At 72.4% G+C, this 18462-nt stretch carries 21 protein-coding genes; 10 read left to right on the top strand and 11 right to left on the bottom strand.

The window, feature by feature from the left end:
- Positions 1–101: 101 nt before the first annotated feature.
- The gene (locus AB0G16_RS26860; protein WP_362810527.1) at positions 102–2138 is read right to left on the bottom strand and encodes a SufS family cysteine desulfurase; all 2037 of its coding nucleotides are present in this window, start codon (positions 2136–2138) and stop codon (positions 102–104) included.
- 184 nt (positions 2139–2322) lie between these two features.
- Between AB0G16_RS26860 and AB0G16_RS26855 the strand changes: the two genes are divergently transcribed.
- Positions 2323–3453 (top strand): helix-turn-helix domain-containing protein, encoded by a 1131-nt coding sequence (locus tag AB0G16_RS26855; RefSeq protein ID WP_362810525.1) that lies wholly within the window; start codon positions 2323–2325, stop codon positions 3451–3453.
- Positions 3454–3507: 54 nt separating this feature from the next.
- Here the strand turns inward: AB0G16_RS26855 and AB0G16_RS26850 are convergent, their stop codons facing one another.
- The 3 genes from AB0G16_RS26850 to AB0G16_RS26840 form a co-directional block, all read right to left on the bottom strand.
- On the bottom strand, positions 3508–4191 hold the full coding sequence (locus AB0G16_RS26850) for a hypothetical protein (RefSeq protein WP_362810523.1): 684 nt from the start codon (positions 4189–4191) through the stop codon (positions 3508–3510).
- Between the two features lie 37 nt (positions 4192–4228).
- Complete coding sequence (locus AB0G16_RS26845) at positions 4229–4441, bottom strand: hypothetical protein (RefSeq protein WP_362810521.1); 213 nt, start codon at positions 4439–4441, stop codon at positions 4229–4231.
- A 101-nt stretch (positions 4442–4542) separates the two neighbouring features.
- On the bottom strand, positions 4543–5082 hold the full coding sequence (locus AB0G16_RS26840; protein WP_362810519.1) for a PadR family transcriptional regulator: 540 nt from the start codon (positions 5080–5082) through the stop codon (positions 4543–4545).
- Positions 5083–5253: 171 nt separating this feature from the next.
- Here AB0G16_RS26840 and AB0G16_RS26835 point away from each other — a divergent pair, with 171 nt between their 5' ends.
- Positions 5254–6384, top strand: coding sequence for a serine hydrolase domain-containing protein (locus AB0G16_RS26835; protein WP_362810517.1), 1131 nt, complete (start codon positions 5254–5256; stop codon positions 6382–6384).
- A 100-nt stretch (positions 6385–6484) separates the two neighbouring features.
- The gene (locus tag AB0G16_RS26830) at positions 6485–6988 is read left to right on the top strand and encodes a hypothetical protein (RefSeq protein WP_362810515.1); all 504 of its coding nucleotides are present in this window, start codon (positions 6485–6487) and stop codon (positions 6986–6988) included.
- A gap of 128 nt (positions 6989–7116) precedes the next feature.
- Here the strand turns inward: AB0G16_RS26830 and AB0G16_RS26825 are convergent, their stop codons facing one another.
- Complete coding sequence (locus tag AB0G16_RS26825) at positions 7117–8565, bottom strand: DUF4132 domain-containing protein (RefSeq protein ID WP_362810512.1); 1449 nt, start codon at positions 8563–8565, stop codon at positions 7117–7119.
- The gene (locus tag AB0G16_RS26820) at positions 8460–9209 is read right to left on the bottom strand and encodes a hypothetical protein (protein WP_362810509.1); all 750 of its coding nucleotides are present in this window, start codon (positions 9207–9209) and stop codon (positions 8460–8462) included. Before AB0G16_RS26820 ends, AB0G16_RS26825 begins: the two co-directional genes overlap by 106 nt.
- Positions 9210–9588: 379 nt before the next feature.
- On the opposite strand from AB0G16_RS26820, the gene AB0G16_RS26815 reads away from it, so the two are divergent.
- Positions 9589–10317, top strand: coding sequence for a GNAT family N-acetyltransferase (locus AB0G16_RS26815; protein ID WP_362810506.1), 729 nt, complete (start codon positions 9589–9591; stop codon positions 10315–10317).
- 87 nt (positions 10318–10404) lie between these two features.
- Here AB0G16_RS26815 and AB0G16_RS26810 read toward each other — a convergent pair whose 3' ends face one another.
- Together AB0G16_RS26810 and AB0G16_RS26805 are read right to left on the bottom strand one after the other, a co-directional pair.
- Complete coding sequence (locus tag AB0G16_RS26810; protein ID WP_362810503.1) at positions 10405–10968, bottom strand: YciI family protein; 564 nt, start codon at positions 10966–10968, stop codon at positions 10405–10407.
- A gap of 50 nt (positions 10969–11018) precedes the next feature.
- A complete protein-coding gene (locus AB0G16_RS26805; protein WP_362810499.1) occupies positions 11019–11933 on the bottom strand; it encodes an aldo/keto reductase in 915 nt (304 codons plus the stop codon).
- 88 nt (positions 11934–12021) lie between these two features.
- On the opposite strand from AB0G16_RS26805, the gene AB0G16_RS26800 reads away from it, so the two are divergent.
- The 3 genes from AB0G16_RS26800 to AB0G16_RS26790 all read left to right on the top strand — a co-directional run bounded on the left by AB0G16_RS26800 (position 12022) and on the right by AB0G16_RS26790 (position 13630).
- The gene (locus AB0G16_RS26800) at positions 12022–12690 is read left to right on the top strand and encodes a DUF6879 family protein (RefSeq protein ID WP_362810496.1); all 669 of its coding nucleotides are present in this window, start codon (positions 12022–12024) and stop codon (positions 12688–12690) included.
- A 137-nt stretch (positions 12691–12827) separates the two neighbouring features.
- On the top strand, positions 12828–13280 hold the full coding sequence (locus AB0G16_RS26795; protein WP_362810493.1) for an SRPBCC family protein: 453 nt from the start codon (positions 12828–12830) through the stop codon (positions 13278–13280).
- Positions 13277–13630 carry a metalloregulator ArsR/SmtB family transcription factor gene (locus AB0G16_RS26790; protein ID WP_362810490.1) on the top strand — a complete coding sequence of 118 codons (354 nt, stop codon included), beginning with the start codon at positions 13277–13279 and terminating at the stop codon, positions 13628–13630. The genes AB0G16_RS26795 and AB0G16_RS26790 overlap by 4 nt, the downstream gene beginning before the upstream one ends.
- Positions 13631–13976: 346 nt before the next feature.
- Here the strand turns inward: AB0G16_RS26790 and AB0G16_RS26785 are convergent, their stop codons facing one another.
- Positions 13977–14426, bottom strand: coding sequence for a hypothetical protein (locus tag AB0G16_RS26785; protein WP_362810487.1), 450 nt, complete (start codon positions 14424–14426; stop codon positions 13977–13979).
- Positions 14423–14902: a hypothetical protein gene (locus tag AB0G16_RS26780; protein ID WP_362810483.1), complete on the bottom strand. Its 480-nt coding sequence runs from the start codon at positions 14900–14902 to the stop codon at positions 14423–14425. Before AB0G16_RS26780 ends, AB0G16_RS26785 begins: the two co-directional genes overlap by 4 nt.
- A gap of 39 nt (positions 14903–14941) precedes the next feature.
- Between AB0G16_RS26780 and AB0G16_RS26775 the strand changes: the two genes are divergently transcribed.
- The 3 genes from AB0G16_RS26775 to AB0G16_RS26765 all read left to right on the top strand — a co-directional run bounded on the left by AB0G16_RS26775 (position 14942) and on the right by AB0G16_RS26765 (position 17562).
- Positions 14942–15898 (top strand): YafY family protein, encoded by a 957-nt coding sequence (locus AB0G16_RS26775; RefSeq protein ID WP_362810480.1) that lies wholly within the window; start codon positions 14942–14944, stop codon positions 15896–15898.
- Positions 15899–15994: 96 nt separating this feature from the next.
- Complete coding sequence (locus tag AB0G16_RS26770; protein ID WP_362810478.1) at positions 15995–16876, top strand: aminoglycoside phosphotransferase family protein; 882 nt, start codon at positions 15995–15997, stop codon at positions 16874–16876.
- Positions 16877–16932: 56 nt separating this feature from the next.
- Entirely contained in the window at positions 16933–17562 is a 630-nt protein-coding gene (locus AB0G16_RS26765) for an SRPBCC family protein (RefSeq protein WP_362810475.1), read from the top strand.
- A 196-nt stretch (positions 17563–17758) separates the two neighbouring features.
- On the opposite strand, the gene AB0G16_RS26760 is transcribed toward AB0G16_RS26765, so the two are convergent.
- Positions 17759–18409, bottom strand: a complete 651-nt coding sequence (locus AB0G16_RS26760) for a phospholipase A2 (RefSeq protein WP_362810472.1) — start codon at positions 18407–18409, stop codon at positions 17759–17761.
- Positions 18410–18462 lie beyond the last annotated feature (53 nt).

The following is an 18462-nucleotide window of genomic DNA, read 5'->3' as shown; positions in this document are numbered from 1 at the left end:
CTTGGGGTGGCAGGACATCGATGGATTCCCGACCCGGGCCTTCGGGGTGCCGGGAAGGCCACCCCCGCCGGGAGGTGGCCTTCCGCGGGAAGGGGCGGCGGTCAGGCCCGGGCGGTCACCAGGGTCACCGCGGTCTCCGAGTGGACGCCGGTCTCGTCCGTGCGGTGCGCCAGGTTCGCCCGTACGGCGGCCGTGAGGTCGGCGCGGCGCGAACCGATGTACGGGCCGACCGCGGAGAAGTCGAACAGGCAGCAGATCGCGTCGGGTCCGCCGGGAACGGTGACCGGCAGCGTCCACTCGAGGAGTTCGACGTCGACGAAACCGGCCTCCTTCGCCAGCGTGGCGACCTCGATCCCGGACAAGGACCACGGTTCCTCGAAGAGCTCCGCCTCGCCGGGGCCGAGGACGGTGGCGACGGCGTCGTGCAGGGCGCGGAAGAGCGGATTGCGGTGCAGCGGCTGCCAGGTGGCGACGGCGATCCGCGCGCCGGGGCGGGCGGCCCGCCGCATCTCGGCCAGCGCCGCGCCGCGATCGGGGACGAACTGCAGGACCTGCTGCATGGTGATCAGATCGAACGCCTGGTCGGAGACGTGCAGCGGGGTGGCGCCGCACTCCACGTACTGGACGGGGGCGCCGTCGACGGCGGGTGATTCGGCGGCGAGGGCGAGCATGGCGGGGTTGAGGTCGGTGCCGACCACGGTGCCGGTGGGGCCGACCGCCTTGGCCAGCACCCGGGCGACGGTGCCGGGGCCGGTGCCGATGTCGAGCGCCTTGGTGCCGGGGGCCGGCGCCAGCGCCTCGACCAGGTGCTCCGCCCACGGCTGGAAGATCGACGGGAGCAGGACGTCCTTGTACGGCCGTACCCGGCCGACGTCGAAGGAGGTGTCCGCGGTCACGGCGGTCCTGGACCGCGTGGCCGTCTCCAGGGTCTCGGCCAGGACGTCGACCTCGTCGGGGGAGTTGTACAGGTAGAACGAGGCCCGGATCGCGGCGGGGACGCCGAACCGGCTGCACGCGAGCTGCGCGCAGTGGTTGCCGGACCGGACGGCGATGCCCGCCTCGTCCAGGATCGCGCGCATGCGCTGCAGCGGGATGCCGTCCACCACGAACGACAGCAGCGGCAGCCGGTTCGCGGTGTCGGTCGGGCCGATGAAGCGGATGCCGGGCACGTCGCCGAACCGGTCCAGGGCGTACTCGATCAGGGCCTGGTCGTGGGCGGCGATCGCGTCCATGCCGATCCCGCTCAGGAAGTCGCAGGCGGCACCGAGGCCGACGGCCTGCGCGACCGGGGGTGTGCCGGCCTCGAACTTGAGCGGGGGCGCGGCGTAGTACATGGCGTCCACCGAGACGTTCTCGATCATCTCGCCGCCGCCGAGGAAGGGCGGGAGCGCCTCGAGGAGTTCGTACCTGCCCCACAGGGCGCCGATTCCGGTGGGGCCGCACATCTTGTGGCCGGAGAACGTGACGAAGTCGGCTCCCAGCGCGGTGACGTCGATGCCGAGGTGCGGGACCGACTGGGCCGCGTCGACGACCGTCAGGGCGCCGACCTCGCGCGCGCGGGCGGCGATCGTCGCGACCGGGTTCACCGTGCCCAGGATGTTCGAGGCGTGCACGACCGCGACGACCTTGGTCCGCTCGTTGATCTTCTCGTTCAGGTCGGAGAGGTCCAGGCGGCCGTCGTCGGTGATGCCGAGGTACCTGACCTTCGCCCCCACCCGCTCGGCCAGCAGCCGCCAGGGGACCAGGTTGGAGTGGTGCTCCATCTCGGTCAGGACGATCTCGTCGCCGGGGCCGACGCGGAGCCGCCCGTCCGCCCAGACGAACGCGTTGGCCAGCAGGTTGACGGCCTCGGTCGCGTTCTTGGTGAACACGATCTCCTCGGCTCGCGGTGCGCGCACGAACGTGGCGATCGTGTTGCGCGCCCCTTCGTACAGCTCGGTCGCCTGTACGGCCAGCCGGTACACGCCCCGGTGCACGTTCGCGTTGGTGCGGATGTAGTAGTGGTTCAACGCGTCCAGGACGACGGCGGGTTTCTGCGTGGTGGCGGCGCTGTCGAGGTATACGGGTGGGCGGGAACCGTCAGGGGCGGTTTCGAAGAACGGGAATTCCTTCCGAATCGACTCGACGTCGATCGCCATCGTGGTCTCCTCCTGCCGAATGGTGTAGCGGCAGTGTCGGCGGAGCCCGGCAGGCTGGATCCAACTGGAGTTGCGTCATGGTGAACCCTCCAGAATAACCTATATTTCAGGTGGGTAGGGTGGCAAGAAATCACCGTCATTTTTGGCCACCGAGGGCTTTGAATTCCTCACCTAATGTGGCGGCATGGCCGGCGATTTCTTGGTTGACGGCGCGCGCATCATGGCCAGGCGCCGTTCACGCGGCCTTACCCGGAGAATTCTGGCCGACCTGGTCGGCTGCAGCGAGGAATGGCTCCGCCTGGTCGAGAACGGGGTGAGACCCCTGGATCGGCTGTCGACCATCATGCGGATCGCCGAGGTGCTCCGCGTCGAGGATCTCTCCGAGTTCGTCGGCGGCCGGACGAAGCTCCCGCTCGCCTGTGACCACGGCGAATCCGACGAGGTCGGGAACGCGCTGCTGCTGCCCGGCCGTTTCACCGGCGAGGCGGCCGAGAGCGTGCCACGGGTGCGGCACCACGTGATGACGGCGTGGGAGGTCTGGCAGCGCTCGCCCCAGCGCTACACCGAGACGCGCCGCCGCCTGCCGCCGCTGCTGTCGATGGCCGACCTGTCGGTCAGGGTCGCCACCGGCGCGGACCGGGAAGCCGGTACGGCCGTCCTCACCCAGGTGTACCGGCTGTTCACGGCGCTGCTGCGAAGCCGCGGCCGGCACGCGCTGGCCCTGGTCGCCGCCGACCGCGCGGTGGCCGCCTCGGCGGGCTCGCCGATCACCCGGGCCGAGATGGCGGGCGTGCTCGTCTCGCTCGGCCGGTACGCCGACGCGCGCTGGCTGTGCCTGGCGGTGATCGACGACCGGCCCGAGTCACCGGAGGTCACCGGGCTCTGCTACCTGACGGCCGCGCTCGCCGCCGCCGAGGAGAGCGACGTGCTGCGGGTCGAGGAACTGCTGAACCACGCCCGCAAGGTCGGTGACCGGCTGGGCCCGGAGTTCGCGCTGGAGGTGGACCTGCACCGGGTGGCGGTCGCGGTCCGGATGGGCCGGTACGCGCAGGCGATCCGCCTCGCGGCGGGCGTCGACACCGACCGGCTGCCCGACAAGGACCGCCGGGCGCGGCACCTGCTGGCCGTGGCCGGCGCGCACGCGATGGACGGCGACTCGAGCGCGGCCATGACGCTGCTGTGGCGGATCGTCGAGGACTGCCCGGAGGAGCTGCGGCTCAACGCGGACGCCGAACCTGTGCTGGCCCGGCTGCGAGCGATGGACTGCGAGTCGACCCGGGGGGAACTGCGGGAGATGACCCGGATCACCGCTTGACTCATCGGCGCCCGTCCCACGCTCAAATGCCCAGGTCAGGATGCGGGTCCCGGCTCAGGATCCCGCGTCCCGCGGGCGGGTCGCGGCCTGGGGGCCGGTCGGCGGGGCGACGACCAGCTCGGTGTCCGGGTCGTGGCCGATCCACGGAGGACCGGCGACGATCACGGTGGCTCGGGCCCACGGCTGTTCCCGCAGCAGGAACGGCAGTTCCTCCAGCAGCCAGTTCGCCACGTGCTCCGACTGCTCGGGGGAGTCACCGTCGCGGACGACCAGCAGGCGCTCCTGCTCGTCGAGGTCGCCCTGCATCCACACCGAGGCGTCCAGCCACGGGGCGAGCTCTTCGCGGATGATGCCGGTGCCCTCGACCCAGACGACGTCGGCACCGGCGGGAACGGTGATCGATCCGGGCCGGTCGTGGGTGATCCAGGCATCGGGGCGGAAGTCCACCGCCTCACCCCGGTGCAGAGGTCGCAGGACGTTCTCGACGAGCACGGCGCCCCAGTCGAAGCAGGCGTGGTTCCAGGCGATGTCGTCGGTGTGCACGACGGCGGAGCCGGGCACCACCTTGCGTAGCCGCTCGGCCAGGGTCGTCTTGCCGGCACCGCCGCGGCCGTCGATCGCGATCACCCGCGGGCGTCCGACGACGTCGGGGGACGCGTCGCGCAGCCGCCGGACGGCGTCGAGCACGCTCACCACCCGCCAGCCGACGGCCTCGGGCTCGCCTGGATGTAGACGCATCGAAATCTGTCTCCAAAGGTGAGGACACGGGTCCGGCCTACCCGGACGGGTCGTCGGTCATCGGCCGCCCGGCCCTGTCGGCGTGATCGGCGTGGTCGGCGTGGTCGGCGAACCGGCAGCGGCGTTCAGGCGGCGGTTCACCCGGCACGAGGGGTTCGGTGTCCGTGGGCGGTCGCACCCGGCGATCCGGCGGAGCGGCCGTGCCGAGCGCCGGCAGGGCCACCAACGCCATGATCAGCAACAAGGACATGCCCCTCGTCTTCGTGCGCCGTCGCTCCCGACCGCTCGCCACCATGACCGGCGAGGTCAGCAGCATGAAGCATCTCGATCACGAACGGAAGGGCCCCGGTGTCACCGGTCCGGCGTCTCCTGGCGGTCGATGTGGTCGCGGAACCAGTCGAGCGCGAAGCGGTGTGAGGCGATGCCGTAGGCGAGCGTCGCGCGCTGGTGGACGGCGAGGTCGCGGTGCTCGGCGGAGACGTCCAGGGTGTCGAGGTGCGCGTCGAGGGCCGAGAGCGCGGCGAGGTCGGCCTCGATGCGCGCCGTGACGCGGCGGAGCACCGGCACGCGTTCGGCGGGCTCCAGCAGGCCGAGGAAGTAGAGCCTGGACAGCGCCGCGGTCTCCAGATCGGGCCCGGTCAGGTCCCCCGTCATCCACGCGCGGAACTCCTGGCGACCGGCGTCGGTCAGGCGGTACACCTTCCGTCCCCGGCCTCCGGCCTCGACGCTGGCGACCTCGATGAGTCCCCGCGCGAGCAGGGTGTCCAGCGCGCGCTTGATGCTGCCGGAGCTGGCGCTGTAGAAGAGCGCGACGCCGGCCTCGAATCCCTTGATGAGGTCGTAGAAGGTCTGCGGGGCGATCAGGAGCAGACCGAGGATCACATGGGCCATTCGTCGAGTTTATTGACTCTCATAGACATGTCTAGTAGACACGTCATCGAACCCCGGGATGACGGGGCTCACGGCCACGACGGCCGTCGCGGACGCCGGTCGGCCGCCTCGGTGGGCGGAGGACACGGCGCCCGGGGTCACGCCCAGGGAACGGAGACAGGGAACATTCACATGACATCGCCGCTCGCCACGATCCCCGCCCATGACAATCACGTTCCCGGCGACGTCGGCGCGCGGCTGACGGGCCTGTTGGAGAGCCTCGTCACGCGACACGGCGCGCACCACGCCAACGTCGCCGTCAGGAGCGGCGACGGAAGGCTGCGCTGGTCCGCCGCCTCCGGTCCCGGCGGTCACGCGCCGCGTCCCGAGACCCCGTTCTTCGTCGCGAGCGTCACCAAGCGTTTCATCGTCACGCTGGTGCTGCAGGCCCACGAGCGCGGCGAGCTCGATCTGGCCGCGCCGATCGACGGCTATCTGCCGGCGGAGACGGTCGGCGGGCTCCATGTCCTCGGGGGGGTCGACCGGACGTCCGCGATCACGGTACGCCACCTCGCGAGTCACACGTCCGGACTGCCCGACCACTTCGAGAAGCGCGGTGAGGGCCCCAGCCTGTACGAGTGCCTCGCCGCCGGTCAGGATGTGGCCTGGACCTTCGAGGACACGATGCGGATCACGCGCGAGCAGCGCCCGCACTTCGCGCCGCAGGACCTCACGGCCGCCCGGCAGAAGGCCCGCTACTCCGACACCGGCTTCCAGTTGCTCATCCGCATCGTGGAGACGGTGACCGGCCGGTCGTTCGCCGAGCTGCTGACCGAACGGATCCTCGGCCCGCTCGGCCTCACGCACACCTGGCTGCCGGGACGCCTCCCGCCGGATCCGGCGACCGCGGAGCCCTCACCGCTTCACGCGAAGCGGCGCCGCGTGGAGCTGACCTCGATGATCGAGTCCTCCAACGACCTGTTCAGCACCACCGGCGATCTCCTCACCTTCCAGCGGGCGCTGCTCGGCGGCGAGCTCTTCGACGACCCCCGCTCGCTGGAACCGCTCACCGAGCGGCGCAACCGGCTGCGCAACATCCCCGTCCTCCGGTACGGACTGGGCACCATGTTCTTCACGCTCGGCCGGCTCATGTCGGCGGGCCGCCGCCCCGTCACGCTCGTCGGCCATTCGGGAGTCACCGGGACCTGGCTCTTCCACTGCCCGGAGCTCGACCTGCACCTGGCCGGCACCGTCGACCAGACCGGGGGGCAGGCCGTCCCCTTCCGCTTCATGGCGCGCTGCCTGCACCTCTGGCGGACGTGAGGGCGGAAGGCCGGACAGGGGCCACCGGCGCGTTTCACGCCACCTGGGCCCGCTCGAAAACCGATCGACTCGCCCCGGGCGGAACTGTCAGGGTGTTCCCGTGTTCGAGGCGGGCGAGGTGCTACGGGTGTCGGCGCTGCTCCGCGACGCGGGCTGCGAGGTCTGGATCGGCGGTGGATGGGGCATCGACGCCCTGGTCGGCAGGATCACCCGGGAACATCGTGACCTCGACCTGCTGCATCGCGTCGAACAGGAACCCCTGCTGATCGGGACGCTGGAGGCGGCCGGGTTCGTCGAACGGCCCGGCGTCTCGCCCGGGCGGCCGGCTCGCTTCGTCATGACCGATCGCGACGGCCATGATCTGGATCTTCACCCGCTGCTGTTCGCTCCGGACGGCTCCGCCGTCCAGCGGATCGACACCGACGGCGGCACCCTGTCCTACCCCGCGGACTGCTTCGTCACAGGCGTGATCGACGGCGTGCGGGTGCCCTGCCTGTCGGCCGGCCGGCAGGTTCACTTCCATCAGGGATACGAACCCGGCGACCAGGACCGTCACGACATGGCCCTGCTCCGCGACGCGTTCGGGATCACCACCCACTTCTGATCATCCGGCCGGGTGGGGCGGCGTGATCCGGTCTCGTCCGGACCGGTCGGCGCGACCCGGTGCCGGCCGGGCGGATCGTGTCGATCAGGGGTTTCGCGGGACCACGTGGAGCATGGGGATCGCGTGGTTCACTCCTTGATCTGGCGGACGATGGAGGGGTCGGTGATGGCGGTGTCGTCGGCCAGCAGGAAGGCCTTGCTGAGGATGAGCGCCAACCGGCCGTCCTCCTCGAACGGGAGGAACAGCCCGGTGCGGGGGCTGCGCCCGGCGACGACGCACAGGTAGGCGTCGTTGGGTTCCATCAGGATGTTCGCCGACCCGAGATGAATTCTGTAGGTGCGCAGGTCGCCCCGGACCACCAGGAAGCGGTCGGTCATGGTGCACCGGCCGGCGATGGACGTACGGGCGATCAGCCGGGAGAGCGCGTCGCGGCGTACCTCGGCGGAGGACGTCAGCGCGGCGAACGCCCCGGTCCGCCAGTAGTCCCGCATCCGGTCCGGCCCCTGGTCGGCCCACCGGGGGTCGGTCATGATCGAGGTGAGGGCCACGAAGAGGTCGACGTCCCGCATGGCCTCGCTGAAGACCAGCGCCGGGACCTCTCTCAACGGCGCCTGGCGCCAGACGCCTCCGTCCAGCCTGTGGAAGTGGACCTGGTCGGTGAGCGCGTAGCCCTCCTCGTACAGACCGTGGCTCAGTGTCGCCCGCCACCGCCCGCTCGCCAGCACCCGCCGGGCCTCTCCGTCGTTGTGCGCGCCGTCCCAGAAGCCCAGGTAGTGGGACTTCCAGCCGCGGTCCTTGAACAGCGCGCGCAGCTTGCGGTAGTCCACCACGTGCCCGGCGAACCGGTTGGAGTAGGTCCCGGTCGTCTCCTCGGCGGGGGTCAGCAGGTAGACCTCGCGGAACGCCTGCTTGTACGGCTGGCGCAGTTCCCCGCCCTCCACCGTCTCCCGCCAGGCGCGCACCTCGTCCACGGACGCGCGCGCCGGGTGCCACAGCCGCACCGGCACGTCCGGCACGCTCAACCCCAGCTCGGCCCGCCACACCCCGGGCGCGACCTCGAACTCCCAGATCAGCCGGTCGGTGATCGCGTGACCTTCGAGCTGCCGGTACGGCGGGGGCGGGTCGGCGGTGTATCCGGCCTCCAGCGCCCTGACCAGGGTGGTCTGCTGCTGCGCGGTCCGCTTGGCCAGCTCGCGCAGCCGTTTGACCTCCTCGGGGTGGTCCCGCCTGACCGCGGCGGGGACCGACCTCAGCTTCCTGTCCCCGTGCCACCAGGACAGTTCCACACCGCCGTCGGTGGTGATCACCGCGGTGTGGTCGCCGACGGCCTGCCGGACCCGCCCGTCGGGCAGCCGGAACGCCACCTCCAGCCGGTCGGCCAGGGCGGGCTCGATGCGCTTGAACTTGCGGTCCAGTTCCCTGGGCACCCCGGCGTGCCGGGTGATCCGGCGGGCGGTGCGCAGCGCGGTGATCACTTCGGGGGTCGGGTAGTCCTCCGCCGCGCGGGCGATCTCGAACAGCAGTGCCTGGGAGGGCAGGGTCCTGGCCGGGGTGGGCGCCACCGCGATCCCGCGCACCAGGCTCTCCAGCAGTTCGGGCAGCCAGGGCTCGTCCCGGTGGAGCGCCAGCCGGACGGCCCGGCCGAGGGTCCTCGTCTCCCCGTGCTCGAACGCCCCTTCCCCGCCGCGTAGGGGATCTCGCCGGCGTGGATCGCCGTGACGCGGGCCTCGGCCGTCTCCAGCGCGGTCCTGGCGAAGTCCAGGTAGCCGGGCTGGGTCGCGAGCCAGTCGAGCACGGTGGCCGACGGCCTGGGGGGCTCGCTCGGCTCCATCCGCATCGCCTCGGCGAACAGCGCCCGCCGCTCCACCTCCCAGCCGAGGACCAGACGCAGCTCGGCGGCCGCGATGGGGCCGCACGCCCCGGCGAGCCGGGCGCTCACCTCGGCGTCCATGCCCGCCAGCCCCGCCGCCACCGTCTCGGGGTAGGGCCCCAGAAGCCGGTAGTGGTGGCCCGTGTCGAACTCGACCAGTTCACGGGCCGAGGCCGTCAGCCGCCGCCGGTCCTCCTCGGTGAACGTGCGCCGCCCCGGCACCGGCGCGCCCAGGGCCGTGCCCAGCCGGGAGGCGTCGGGCCAGCGCGCCGTCTCCTCCACGGGCCCGTTGAGAACGTCGAGCAGGCGTTGCGCGGAAGGGGAGAGCCGTGCACCAGGAGGGATGTTCATACCGGTCGTTTCTGTCAGGGGCGGGAGCGGCGGGTCCTGGCCGGTCGGCGGCCGGGTGAGTGGGTGGCGCAATCTATAGCAGCGGCGAACGACAGAACGTCGTTGTCGCAGGCCACGCGACATGCCCCGCGCGCGGGGACACCACCGGCCGACTCTCGGGCCTGATCGAGCGCATCCGGTCGAGGGCCGGTCGAGGGCCGGTCGAGCGCGCTCGCCGGAGGCGTACGCGGGCTGCCCGCCGCGCTCGTCGAGGTGATCGTTCCGATGCTCGCGTTCCCGCTCCGCACGCGCGGCGGGAGGATCACGCCTTGTTGCGCATGATTTGCAATAGAGTACGCAACGCGTCCGCGAAGCCCGTGGAACCCCGAAGGAAGTGATCATGCTCGACGTCCCGGCCGATGCCCGCGAGGACGACGGAGCCCTGCCCGAGGTGGCCGAGGCCTGGGTACGGGGGTGGGCGGTCTCCCGCACGACCGCGCCGCCGGTGGCGGTGCCGGGCGGCCACAGGGTCGATGTGGGGCTGCCGGGCCACCTCGTCCGCTACGTGCTGCCGAGGTTCGATCCGGCGGTCCTTCGCCGCCTGACGGGGGAACCGGTCGCGCCGGGAACCTGGCTGAAGGTCTGTGCCGTACCGGAGACCGTCGCCGCCGTGCTGCCGGCCGGCTGGGCGGTGAGAGACCCCGAGTACATGATGACGGCGTCCCTGCGCCTCGCCGAGCCCTCGGCCCCGGCCGGTTACACGCTGCGCGTCACGACACGCGGTGCCGTCACCGACGCGGAGGTCCTCGCCGCGGGCGAGCAGGTGGCCGGCGGCGAAGCGGTCCTTGCCGCCGGAGAGCAGGTGGCCGCCAGGGGCCGGATCGCGCGGACCGGGCCGTTCGCGATCGTCGACCAGGTGGAGACCGGCCCGTCCCATCGCCGCCGGGGGTTGGGCCGCCTCGTCATGGACGCCCTCTGCAGCCACGCCGCGGCCCAGGGGGCGCGGACCGGTGTGCTCGTCGCGACCCGGGACGGACGCGCGCTCTACCGATCCCTGGGCTGGACGTCGCACGCGCCCGTCACCGCGGCCGTCTTCCGCCCCGGGGAGGGCACGCCTCCGGCGCGCTGACCGGGCACGGCCCCGGCGGAGCGGTTCCCGGCACCGGCGGATCCCGGCGAACGCCGACGAGGCGGGACCGCCGGGCCGGAGTCCCTTTCACGCCGGACGCGGGCGGCGCTCGCCAGGCCTGCCGCCGAAGCGCCACATATGTACCTCGGTACGGCCGTCGCCGGCCGGCAGCAGCGCCGCTGCGGCCTCGCGGTCCGGCGCCTCGACCATGGCCGCCCGGCCGAGCCGCGCCTCGCCGTCGAGGGCGAGCAGCTCGCCGTACACGATCATGTGTCTCGACATGACCGGCGCGGGGCCGGACCCGCCCATGGCGATCACCAGGAACCGGCCGTAGCCGTCGACGGTCTTGGTGAAGTCCCACATGGTGCGGCCCAGGACGTTGTGGAAGCGGCACAGCAGCACCGACTCGAAGGCGCCGGCGCGGTGGTACGGCTCCTCGTAGGCGAACGCGCGGGCGGCCTCGGCGTCCGGAAGGTCGACGATGTGCAGGCTTCCGGTCGACTCGGCGTCGTCACCGTCACCGGTCAGCGTGGGACCGCGGGCGATCAGCCGCTCGGCGTAGCCGTCCATGAAGGTCCAGTGGTCCTCGCTCAGGCTCACCTTGAGGCCGAAGGCGCCGGGGCGGTCGCGGCCGTACACGAAATACTCCACGGTCGTCCAGGCTAGATGATCACGAGGGCCGGCCCGGCCCTCGGGCGCGGTCAGCCCCCGAGCGCGGCGAGGTCCTGGGGGGTCAGGCGGATGCGGCTCGCCCCCATGTTCTCCTCCAGGTGCTCCAGGGAACCGGTGCCGGGGATGGCGAGCAGTACGGGTGAGCGCGCGAGCGACCAGGCCAGTGCCACCTGCGCGGCGCCGGCCCCGTGGCGGGTCATGACCTCCGTCATCCGGGTCGCGTCGATCGGGCGATGGCCGCCGCCGAGCGGGAAGAACGGCACGAAGGCGATCCCGGCCCTCTCGCACAGGGCCAGAAGCCCGGCGTCGCCCTGGTCCTGCACGTGGAAAGCGTTCTGCACGGCGGCCACCGGAGCGATCTCCCGCGCCTCGGCCAGCTGGGCGGCGTCGACGTTGCTGACCCCCAGGTGCCGGATCAGCCCCTCCTCGCGGAGTTCGGCCAGGGCCGCGAACCGGGCGGCGATCGACTCGCCTCCGGGGACGGTCATGCCGCCCACCCGCAGGTAGACGAGGTCGAGCCGGTCCACCCCCAGGGTGCGGAGGTTCTCCTCCACCAGGCCGCGGAGCCGGTCCGGCCCGGCCTCGCCGCCCGGGGTCCCGTCCTCCCCGAACAGCGGTCCGACCTTCGTCGCGATCACCAGGTCGTCCCCGTACGGGGCGAGCGCCGTCCGGATGAGCTCGTTGGCCACCACCCCACCCCTGCGGTAGAACCATGCCGTGTCGATGTGGTCGACCCCCAGCTCGACCGCGCGGCGGAGTACCGCGACGCCGGTCCGGGGGTCGCGGGCGGGTCCCTGGAAGCTCCCGGTGGGGAGCCGCATGGCCCCGAAGCCGAGCCGGTGGACGGGGAGGTCCCCGCCGAGGAGGAACCTTCCCGCCGGGGCCGCCGGGGCCGCCGAGGTGGCCGAGGTGGCCGAGGCCTGATGCGTGTCTTCCCTTGTCATGCGGTCAGCCTCCACCGTCTCTGTACAGTGGCCCAACGCGGTGGCAGCAACGTGCCATCGCCCGTACGGCGACGGGGATGGTGAACGGATGATCGCCGATCAGGTCCTGACCGTCCGCGGGGACGCGGAGCTCGTCGCCCGGGCGGGTCATCTCTTCACCGGCGCCCGGCGGGAGTTCGTGTGCGCGGCGCGTGATCTCGACACGTGGTCGCGACCGGCGGCGCGGTACGCGGCCGGGCCCCGGACGCGCGCGGCCGACGAGGGCGGTCTCACGGTGAACAAGCTCCTCAGCCCGGCCGCCCTGGTCGACGAGGCCGCGAGGGCGCACCTTCGCCGGGTCGTCGCGGCGGGCGCCCGGGTCCGGATCAGCTCGACGCGGCTCCCCCACGAGACGATCGTCATCGACCGGCGGGTGATGATCCTCGCCGGGCGTGACGTGCCGGGCGGCCCGCGCGAGTTCACGGTCACCACCTCGCCCGCGCTGGTCGGCGGCGTGTACGCCCTCTTCGACGCGGCCTGGGAGGCCGCCACCGATCTCTCCGCCTATCTCGCCGGAGACGTCCCGCACCTCGACGCGGACAGCCGGGCGGTCCTTCGTGCCCTCGGTGCGGGACACACCGACGAGACCGCGGCCAGACTGCTCGGCCTGTCGCTGCGCACCTACCGCAGACGGGTCGCGGAGCTGATGACCACGCTGGAGGCCACCTCCCGGTTCCAGGCCGGGCTGCGCGTGGGCGAGCTCGGGCTCAACGGGTAGCCACCACCGGCGGTCCGCTCACCGGGCCGGGCGGGGCGGCCCGGCACCCTTCTTTACGCAACCAATGGTTGCGCGACGCCGAATGACGCGCTAGCGTGATATGCAACCAAACGTTGCACATGGAAGGAGTGAGGGACATGGAGTACGGCAGCATCGAGCGCGAGATCCACGTCGACGCCTCGCCCGAGGTGGTCTTCGAGGTCGTCAGCCGTCCCGAGCACATCTCGCAGTGGTGGACCGACGACGCCCGCTTCGAGGCGACGCCCGGCGCCGTCGGCGAGCTCGTCTGGGGCGACCGGGCGACGGTCGCCCCGATGACCGTGGTACGCGCAGAACCGCCCCGGCTGTTCTCGTTCCGCTGGTGCTACCCCGAAGGCGCGGACGACGACCCCGCAGGCTCGCTGCTGGTCGTCTTCGAGCTCACCCCGGTGGGCACGGGCACCAGGATCAGGCTCACCGAGAGCGGATTCCGGGAGATGGGCTGGGAGGCCGCCAAGCTGGAGGAGCTGTACGCCGACCACGTCAGCGGCTGGGACACCTTCGTCCCCCGCCTGGGGGACTACCTGGCGCGGCTGGTTTCGGCCCCGTGAGCGCCGCCGCCGACGACGACCTGTGGTCCGCGATCGGGGATCCGACCCGCCGGCGGATGCTCGACCTGCTCCTGGCGGACGGCGACGGCACGGCCACCGGCCTCAGCGAGCGGCTGCCCGTCACACGGCAGGCCGTCGCGAAACACCTCGGCGTGCTCGACCGCGTCGGCCTGGTGCACGCCACCCCGGCCGGGCGGGAGAAGAGGTACCGGGTGGACGAGGCGCAACTCGCCCGCGCGGTCGCGCAGCTGTCCTCGGTGGGGGCGGCATGGGACACCAGGCTCCGCCACATCAAGCGGATCGCCGAGGCCGTCCAGCGCGCGAAGGACGAGCGCGGCACACGGCCGTGAATCCGCGTCATCCGAGAATCGACGGGGAAAGAGGGATCGACAGTGGTGGACATCCTGCACCGGGTCGCGGCCGAGTCGTCACCGGCCGAGGTCTACGCGGCCCTGACCACGACCGAGGGGCTCGCCGGCTGGTGGAGACCGGGAAGGGCGCCCCGGACCCCTACGACGTCAAGATCGACAACTGGAACTGACGCCCGCACGCCCCAGGTACTCCACCGCTTCACACGCTTCACACGGGGACCGGGGCCTCTCGCCCTTCGCCACGGGGGCCACGACGGCACCTCCGCCGGTGGCACGACGCCACCGGTGGAGGTGCCGTCGTGCCGCGGCGGGAGAGCGGGGCGGGTCAGCGGCGGGTGAACTCCATGATCCAGTTGATCACCCAGGTCTCTCCACCGTCCACCGAGAACGCCTGCTCCCACCGGACGGACCGCTCGGTGATGTCCGACCAGACGAAGCGCGTCCGGACCTCCTTGCCCTCGTGGGTGTCGTCCCCGTAGAACTCGCCCCGCCCGCCGGTGAAGCGGCCGACGACCGGCGGGTACAGCGTGCCGGTGAGGCTGCTGGACCAGTACAGGGACCACTGCTCGCGCTCGACGTCGAACAGCCGCAGGGTGACGCCGCCGAAGCCCTTGGTGGGGAAGGTGATCTCGTCGAAGTTCGCCCCGCCCTCGAAGTGCCGGGAGGCGTGGCTGACGCCGGGGAACTCCTCCCACTCGCTCGTGTCGTCGAGGGCGTCCGTGCGCCGCCGGTTGACGACGTCCCAGGTGCCGACGAGGAAGTCGAAGTCGTTCATCGGCGGTCTCCCGTGGTGCCGTCGGGCAGCGTGTCGGCGATGTAGGCGTCGAGGTCGGGGGATTCGGGCGCGAGCATGTGCCGTACCCAGGCGTCGCGCTCGTGGAGGATGGGCGGCACCTCCCAGACGCAGCCGATCAGCGACCGGTCCAGCCGGACGAAGTTCGTCGGGTCGGTGTCCGGGCAGCCCAGCACCGGCTGGCCCGCCGCCGCCCCGCCGAAGTGCAGGGCGTTGTCCCACACCCAGCTGTACGCGTTGATGTAGGCCCCGCTGTCCCCGCCCTTGTGCAGGACGACGAAGGTTCCCGGCGGCGTGCCGTCGGGCTCGGGCAGGAGCTCGGGGAGTATCGCGTACGCCGCCTTCTCGATCGCCGGATCGATGCCGGAGGGGTCGGCGGTGACGTGGTAACGCTTGACGCGGCGGCCCCCCACCTCGATCGGGGGCGGCGCCCACAGCAGTTTCTCGGTGAAAGCCATGGCTGGACCGTAAGGCCGGTTCACTGTCATCTTGTGTCAGTGAAGTCCAGCCGCCTCCTGTCGATCCTCCTGCTGCTCCAGACCAGGGGCCGGATGACCGCCGCGCAGCTCGCCGGGGAGCTGGAGGTGTCGGTGCGGACGGTCTACCGGGACATCGAGTCGCTGCACGGCGCGGGCGTGCCCCTCTACGGCGACGCCGGCCACTCCGGCGGCTACCGGTTGCTCGCCGGCTACCGCACCCGCCTGACCGGGCTGAACGCCGGCGAGGCGGAGGCGCTGTTCCTGTCGGAGATCCCGGGACCCGCCGCCGAGCTCGGACTCGGCTCGGCGCTCGCGACCGCCCAGCTCAAGCTGCGCGCGGCACTCCCGCCCGAGCTGCGCGCGCAGGCCGACCGGATGCGCTCCCGCTTCCACCTCGACGCGCCCGGCTGGTACGCCAAGGACGACGACGTCCCGTACCTGCCGCAGGTCGCGGACGCGGTGTGGCGCGGCCGGGTGCTCGACATCCGCTACCGACGCTGGAAGGAACCGACCGACGTCGACCGGCGCCTGGAGCCGTACGGCCTGGTGCTCAAGGCCGGTCGCTGGTACGTCGTGGCCGGGCCGGGGCCGCGGACGTACCGGGTCGACCAGATCCTCGGCCTCACCGTGCGGAACGAGGAGTTCCGGCCCCCCGAGGACTTCGACCTGGCCGGCCACTGGGAGAGGTACCAGGCGGACTTCCACGCCCGCCTGCACGGGGGCGAGGCGGTCGTCCGCCTCTCGCCGCGCGCCGCGTCCCGCCTCACCGGGGCGGCCGCCCAGGCCCTGGCCGACACCGGCACGGCCGAGCCCGGCGGCTGGACCCGCGCGCTGCTCCCCATCGAGTCGATCGACCACGCCCACGGGGTGTTCCTCGCCCTGGGCGCGGACGTCGAGGTCGTCGGGCCGCCGGAGCTGCGGGCCCGCCTCGCCGAGACCTCCCGCGCCCTGGCGGCCCGCTACGCCTCCGGCTGACCGCGCTTCCGCCGCACTCCCGCCGCGCTTCCGCCGCGCTTCCGCCGCGGGAAATCGGGTGGATGACACCCGCCGGGTACGCGCAGAATTGGCGGGGTGATCGACATCAGCGCCGACCTCGTGCGCGCCCTCGTCTCCGGACAGTTCCCCCGGTGGGGCCACCTCCCGGTCGAGCCCGTGCCACGCCAGGGCTGGGACAACCGCACCTTCAGGCTCGGCGACCGGCTGTCCGTGCGCCTGCCGAGCGCCGAAGGGTACGTGGCGAGCGTCGAGAAGGAGGAGCGCTGCCTTCCCCTGCTGGCCGGGCACCTGCCGTTGCCCGTACCGGAGCCGGTGGCGACCGGGCGTCCGGCGGCCGGCTACCCGTTCCCCTGGTCGGTACGGAACTGGATCGACGGGGACACCGTCGAGGGGGCCGCGGACGTCGACCGGGCGGAGCTGGCGCGCGACCTCGGGGGCTTCCTGACCGCGCTCCGCCGGGCCCCCGCGGGGCGGGGACCCGCCGCCGGCCGCCACTCCTTCTTCCGGGGCTGCCATCCCAGCGTCTACGGGGACCAGGTCGAGGAGTCCCTCGTCAGGCTCGGGGACGCCGTCGACGCCGCCGCCTGCCGGGCCGTCTGGGCGAGCGCGCTGACCTCGGCCTGGCCGCTGCCGCCCGTGTGGTTCCACGGGGACGTCGCCGCCGGCAACCTGCTCGTCGCCGAGGGAAGGCTCGGCGCGGTCATCGACTTCGGCACCTGCGGCGTCGGCGACCCCGCCTGCGACCTCGTCATGGCGTGGACCTACTTCGCCGGGGACGAGCGGAAGATCTTCCGGGAGGCCGCGGGCCTTCCCGACGACGCCTGGCGGCGGGCGCGCGGATGGGCGCTGTGGAAGGCCCTCGCGACCATGGCCGGCCTGTCCGGCCCCGATCAGGACGGGGTCCAGGCGCGCACCCTCGTCCAGGTCCTGGAGGACCCGGTCGTGGACCGCCCCTGACTCACCGACTATAGCAGCGTTGACTTATATAAGCAGTGACTGGCATAGTCGCGGTCATGCTCGACATCATCGCCCAGATCAACGCCATTCACCGCGAGGTCGGCACCCGGCCGGGTGACGACGGCGAGGACGTCACCGTCCTGCTGCGACGCGACTACGACACCCCGGCCGAGGACGTCTGGGACGCCCTGACCGACCCCGGCCGCCTGAAGCGCTGGTTCCTGCCGGTCGGCGGCGACCTGCGGGCCGGCGGTGACTTCCAGCTGGAGGGCAACGCGGGCGGGAGGATCCTGCGCTGCGAGCCGCCGCGCCTGCTCAAGGTCACCTTCGGGGGCGAGAACAGCCTGGTCGAGGTGCGCCTGATCCCGGCCGGGGAGGGCACCACCCTCGAACTCGAACACACCGTTCCCCTGGCGATGGTGGGCAGCGGCGCGGGCGCGCTCTACGTCGGGCCCGGCTGGGACAACGCCCTCCTGGCGCTGGACCTCTTCTTCACCGGTGAGATCGGCCTCGACCCGGTCGCGGCGCAGGACTCGCCGGAGGGCCGGGAGTTCTCCCGGCGGTCGATCCCCGCGTGGACGGCGGCGGTCGAGTCCTCGGGCACCGCCGGGGCCGCCGACACCGCCGCGGCGGTCGAGGCCGCGCTCGCGCAGTTCGCGCCGGAAGGCGACTCCCCGTCCGCCTGAGTGCGGGACTCCGCGTCCGCCTGAGTGCGGGCATCAACATCCGCGCGCACGGCCGTTCCGGACCCCCCGACCGACCGGCCCACCGCACCGGCTCGTCGCACCGGGCCACCGCACCGGCGATCGTCCGCCCCCCGCTCGCGCGGGGAGCGGACGAGTCACGCACCCGCCTGCCGGGGGACCCGCCCCCGAGCCCGCGTTACTGCTGAGCAGGCTGCTCCTGGGTCGCCTGGTCGTCCTGCGGGACCTGCTGGGTCGCCTGGTCCTGCGGGGTCTGCTCCTGGGTCGCCTGGTCCTGGGTCGCCTGGTCCTGCGGGGCCTGCTCCTGGGTCGCCTGCTCCCGGGCGGCCTGCTCCTCGGCGGCCTGGCGCACCCGCTCGATCTGCGCCTTGGTGACGTTGAGGGCGCCGAGCTCCTTGACCGCCTGGTAGTAGGTCCAGGCGAGACCGTCGCAGGTGGTCTTGGAGACGCCGGAGTATCCCGCGCAGACCTGCTTCATGTCGAAGTAGAAGGCGTTGTCGATGCGGGCCTTGTTCGCCGGGAACCGGCTCACCGCCTTGTAGTTGCGGTACCCGAAGTCGTGACGGCGGCACGGCATCCTGAAGTCGAAGCCGAGCGGCCGGTCAGGGCTGGTCGAACACAGGTCGGTCGACCAGTCGAACCCGTAGCCCGCCCAGGCTCCCTGGTTCTGCCAGGCGGAGCGCCAGCTCGAGGCGCTGCCCGCCGTGGGCTGCGAGAAGTTGGAGAGCGCGGCGAGTTTCTGCTCCAGCGTCACCGCGTGAGCGGGGAACGCCAGCCCGAGCGATGCGACGAGGAAGAGGGCGACGGTTGCCAGGGCGCGTTTGACCATGGTCTCTGCCTTTGTCCGGGGGGTGTACCTCGTGGGGCAGGAATCTGCCACAG

Source organism: Streptosporangium sp. NPDC023615 (genome assembly GCF_040640155.1).
In the GTDB taxonomy this organism is placed as follows: domain Bacteria; phylum Actinomycetota; class Actinomycetes; order Streptosporangiales; family Streptosporangiaceae; genus Streptosporangium.
Note: the sequence above shows the minus strand (reverse complement) of the source record. Positions and strands in the feature narration are given on the sequence as shown.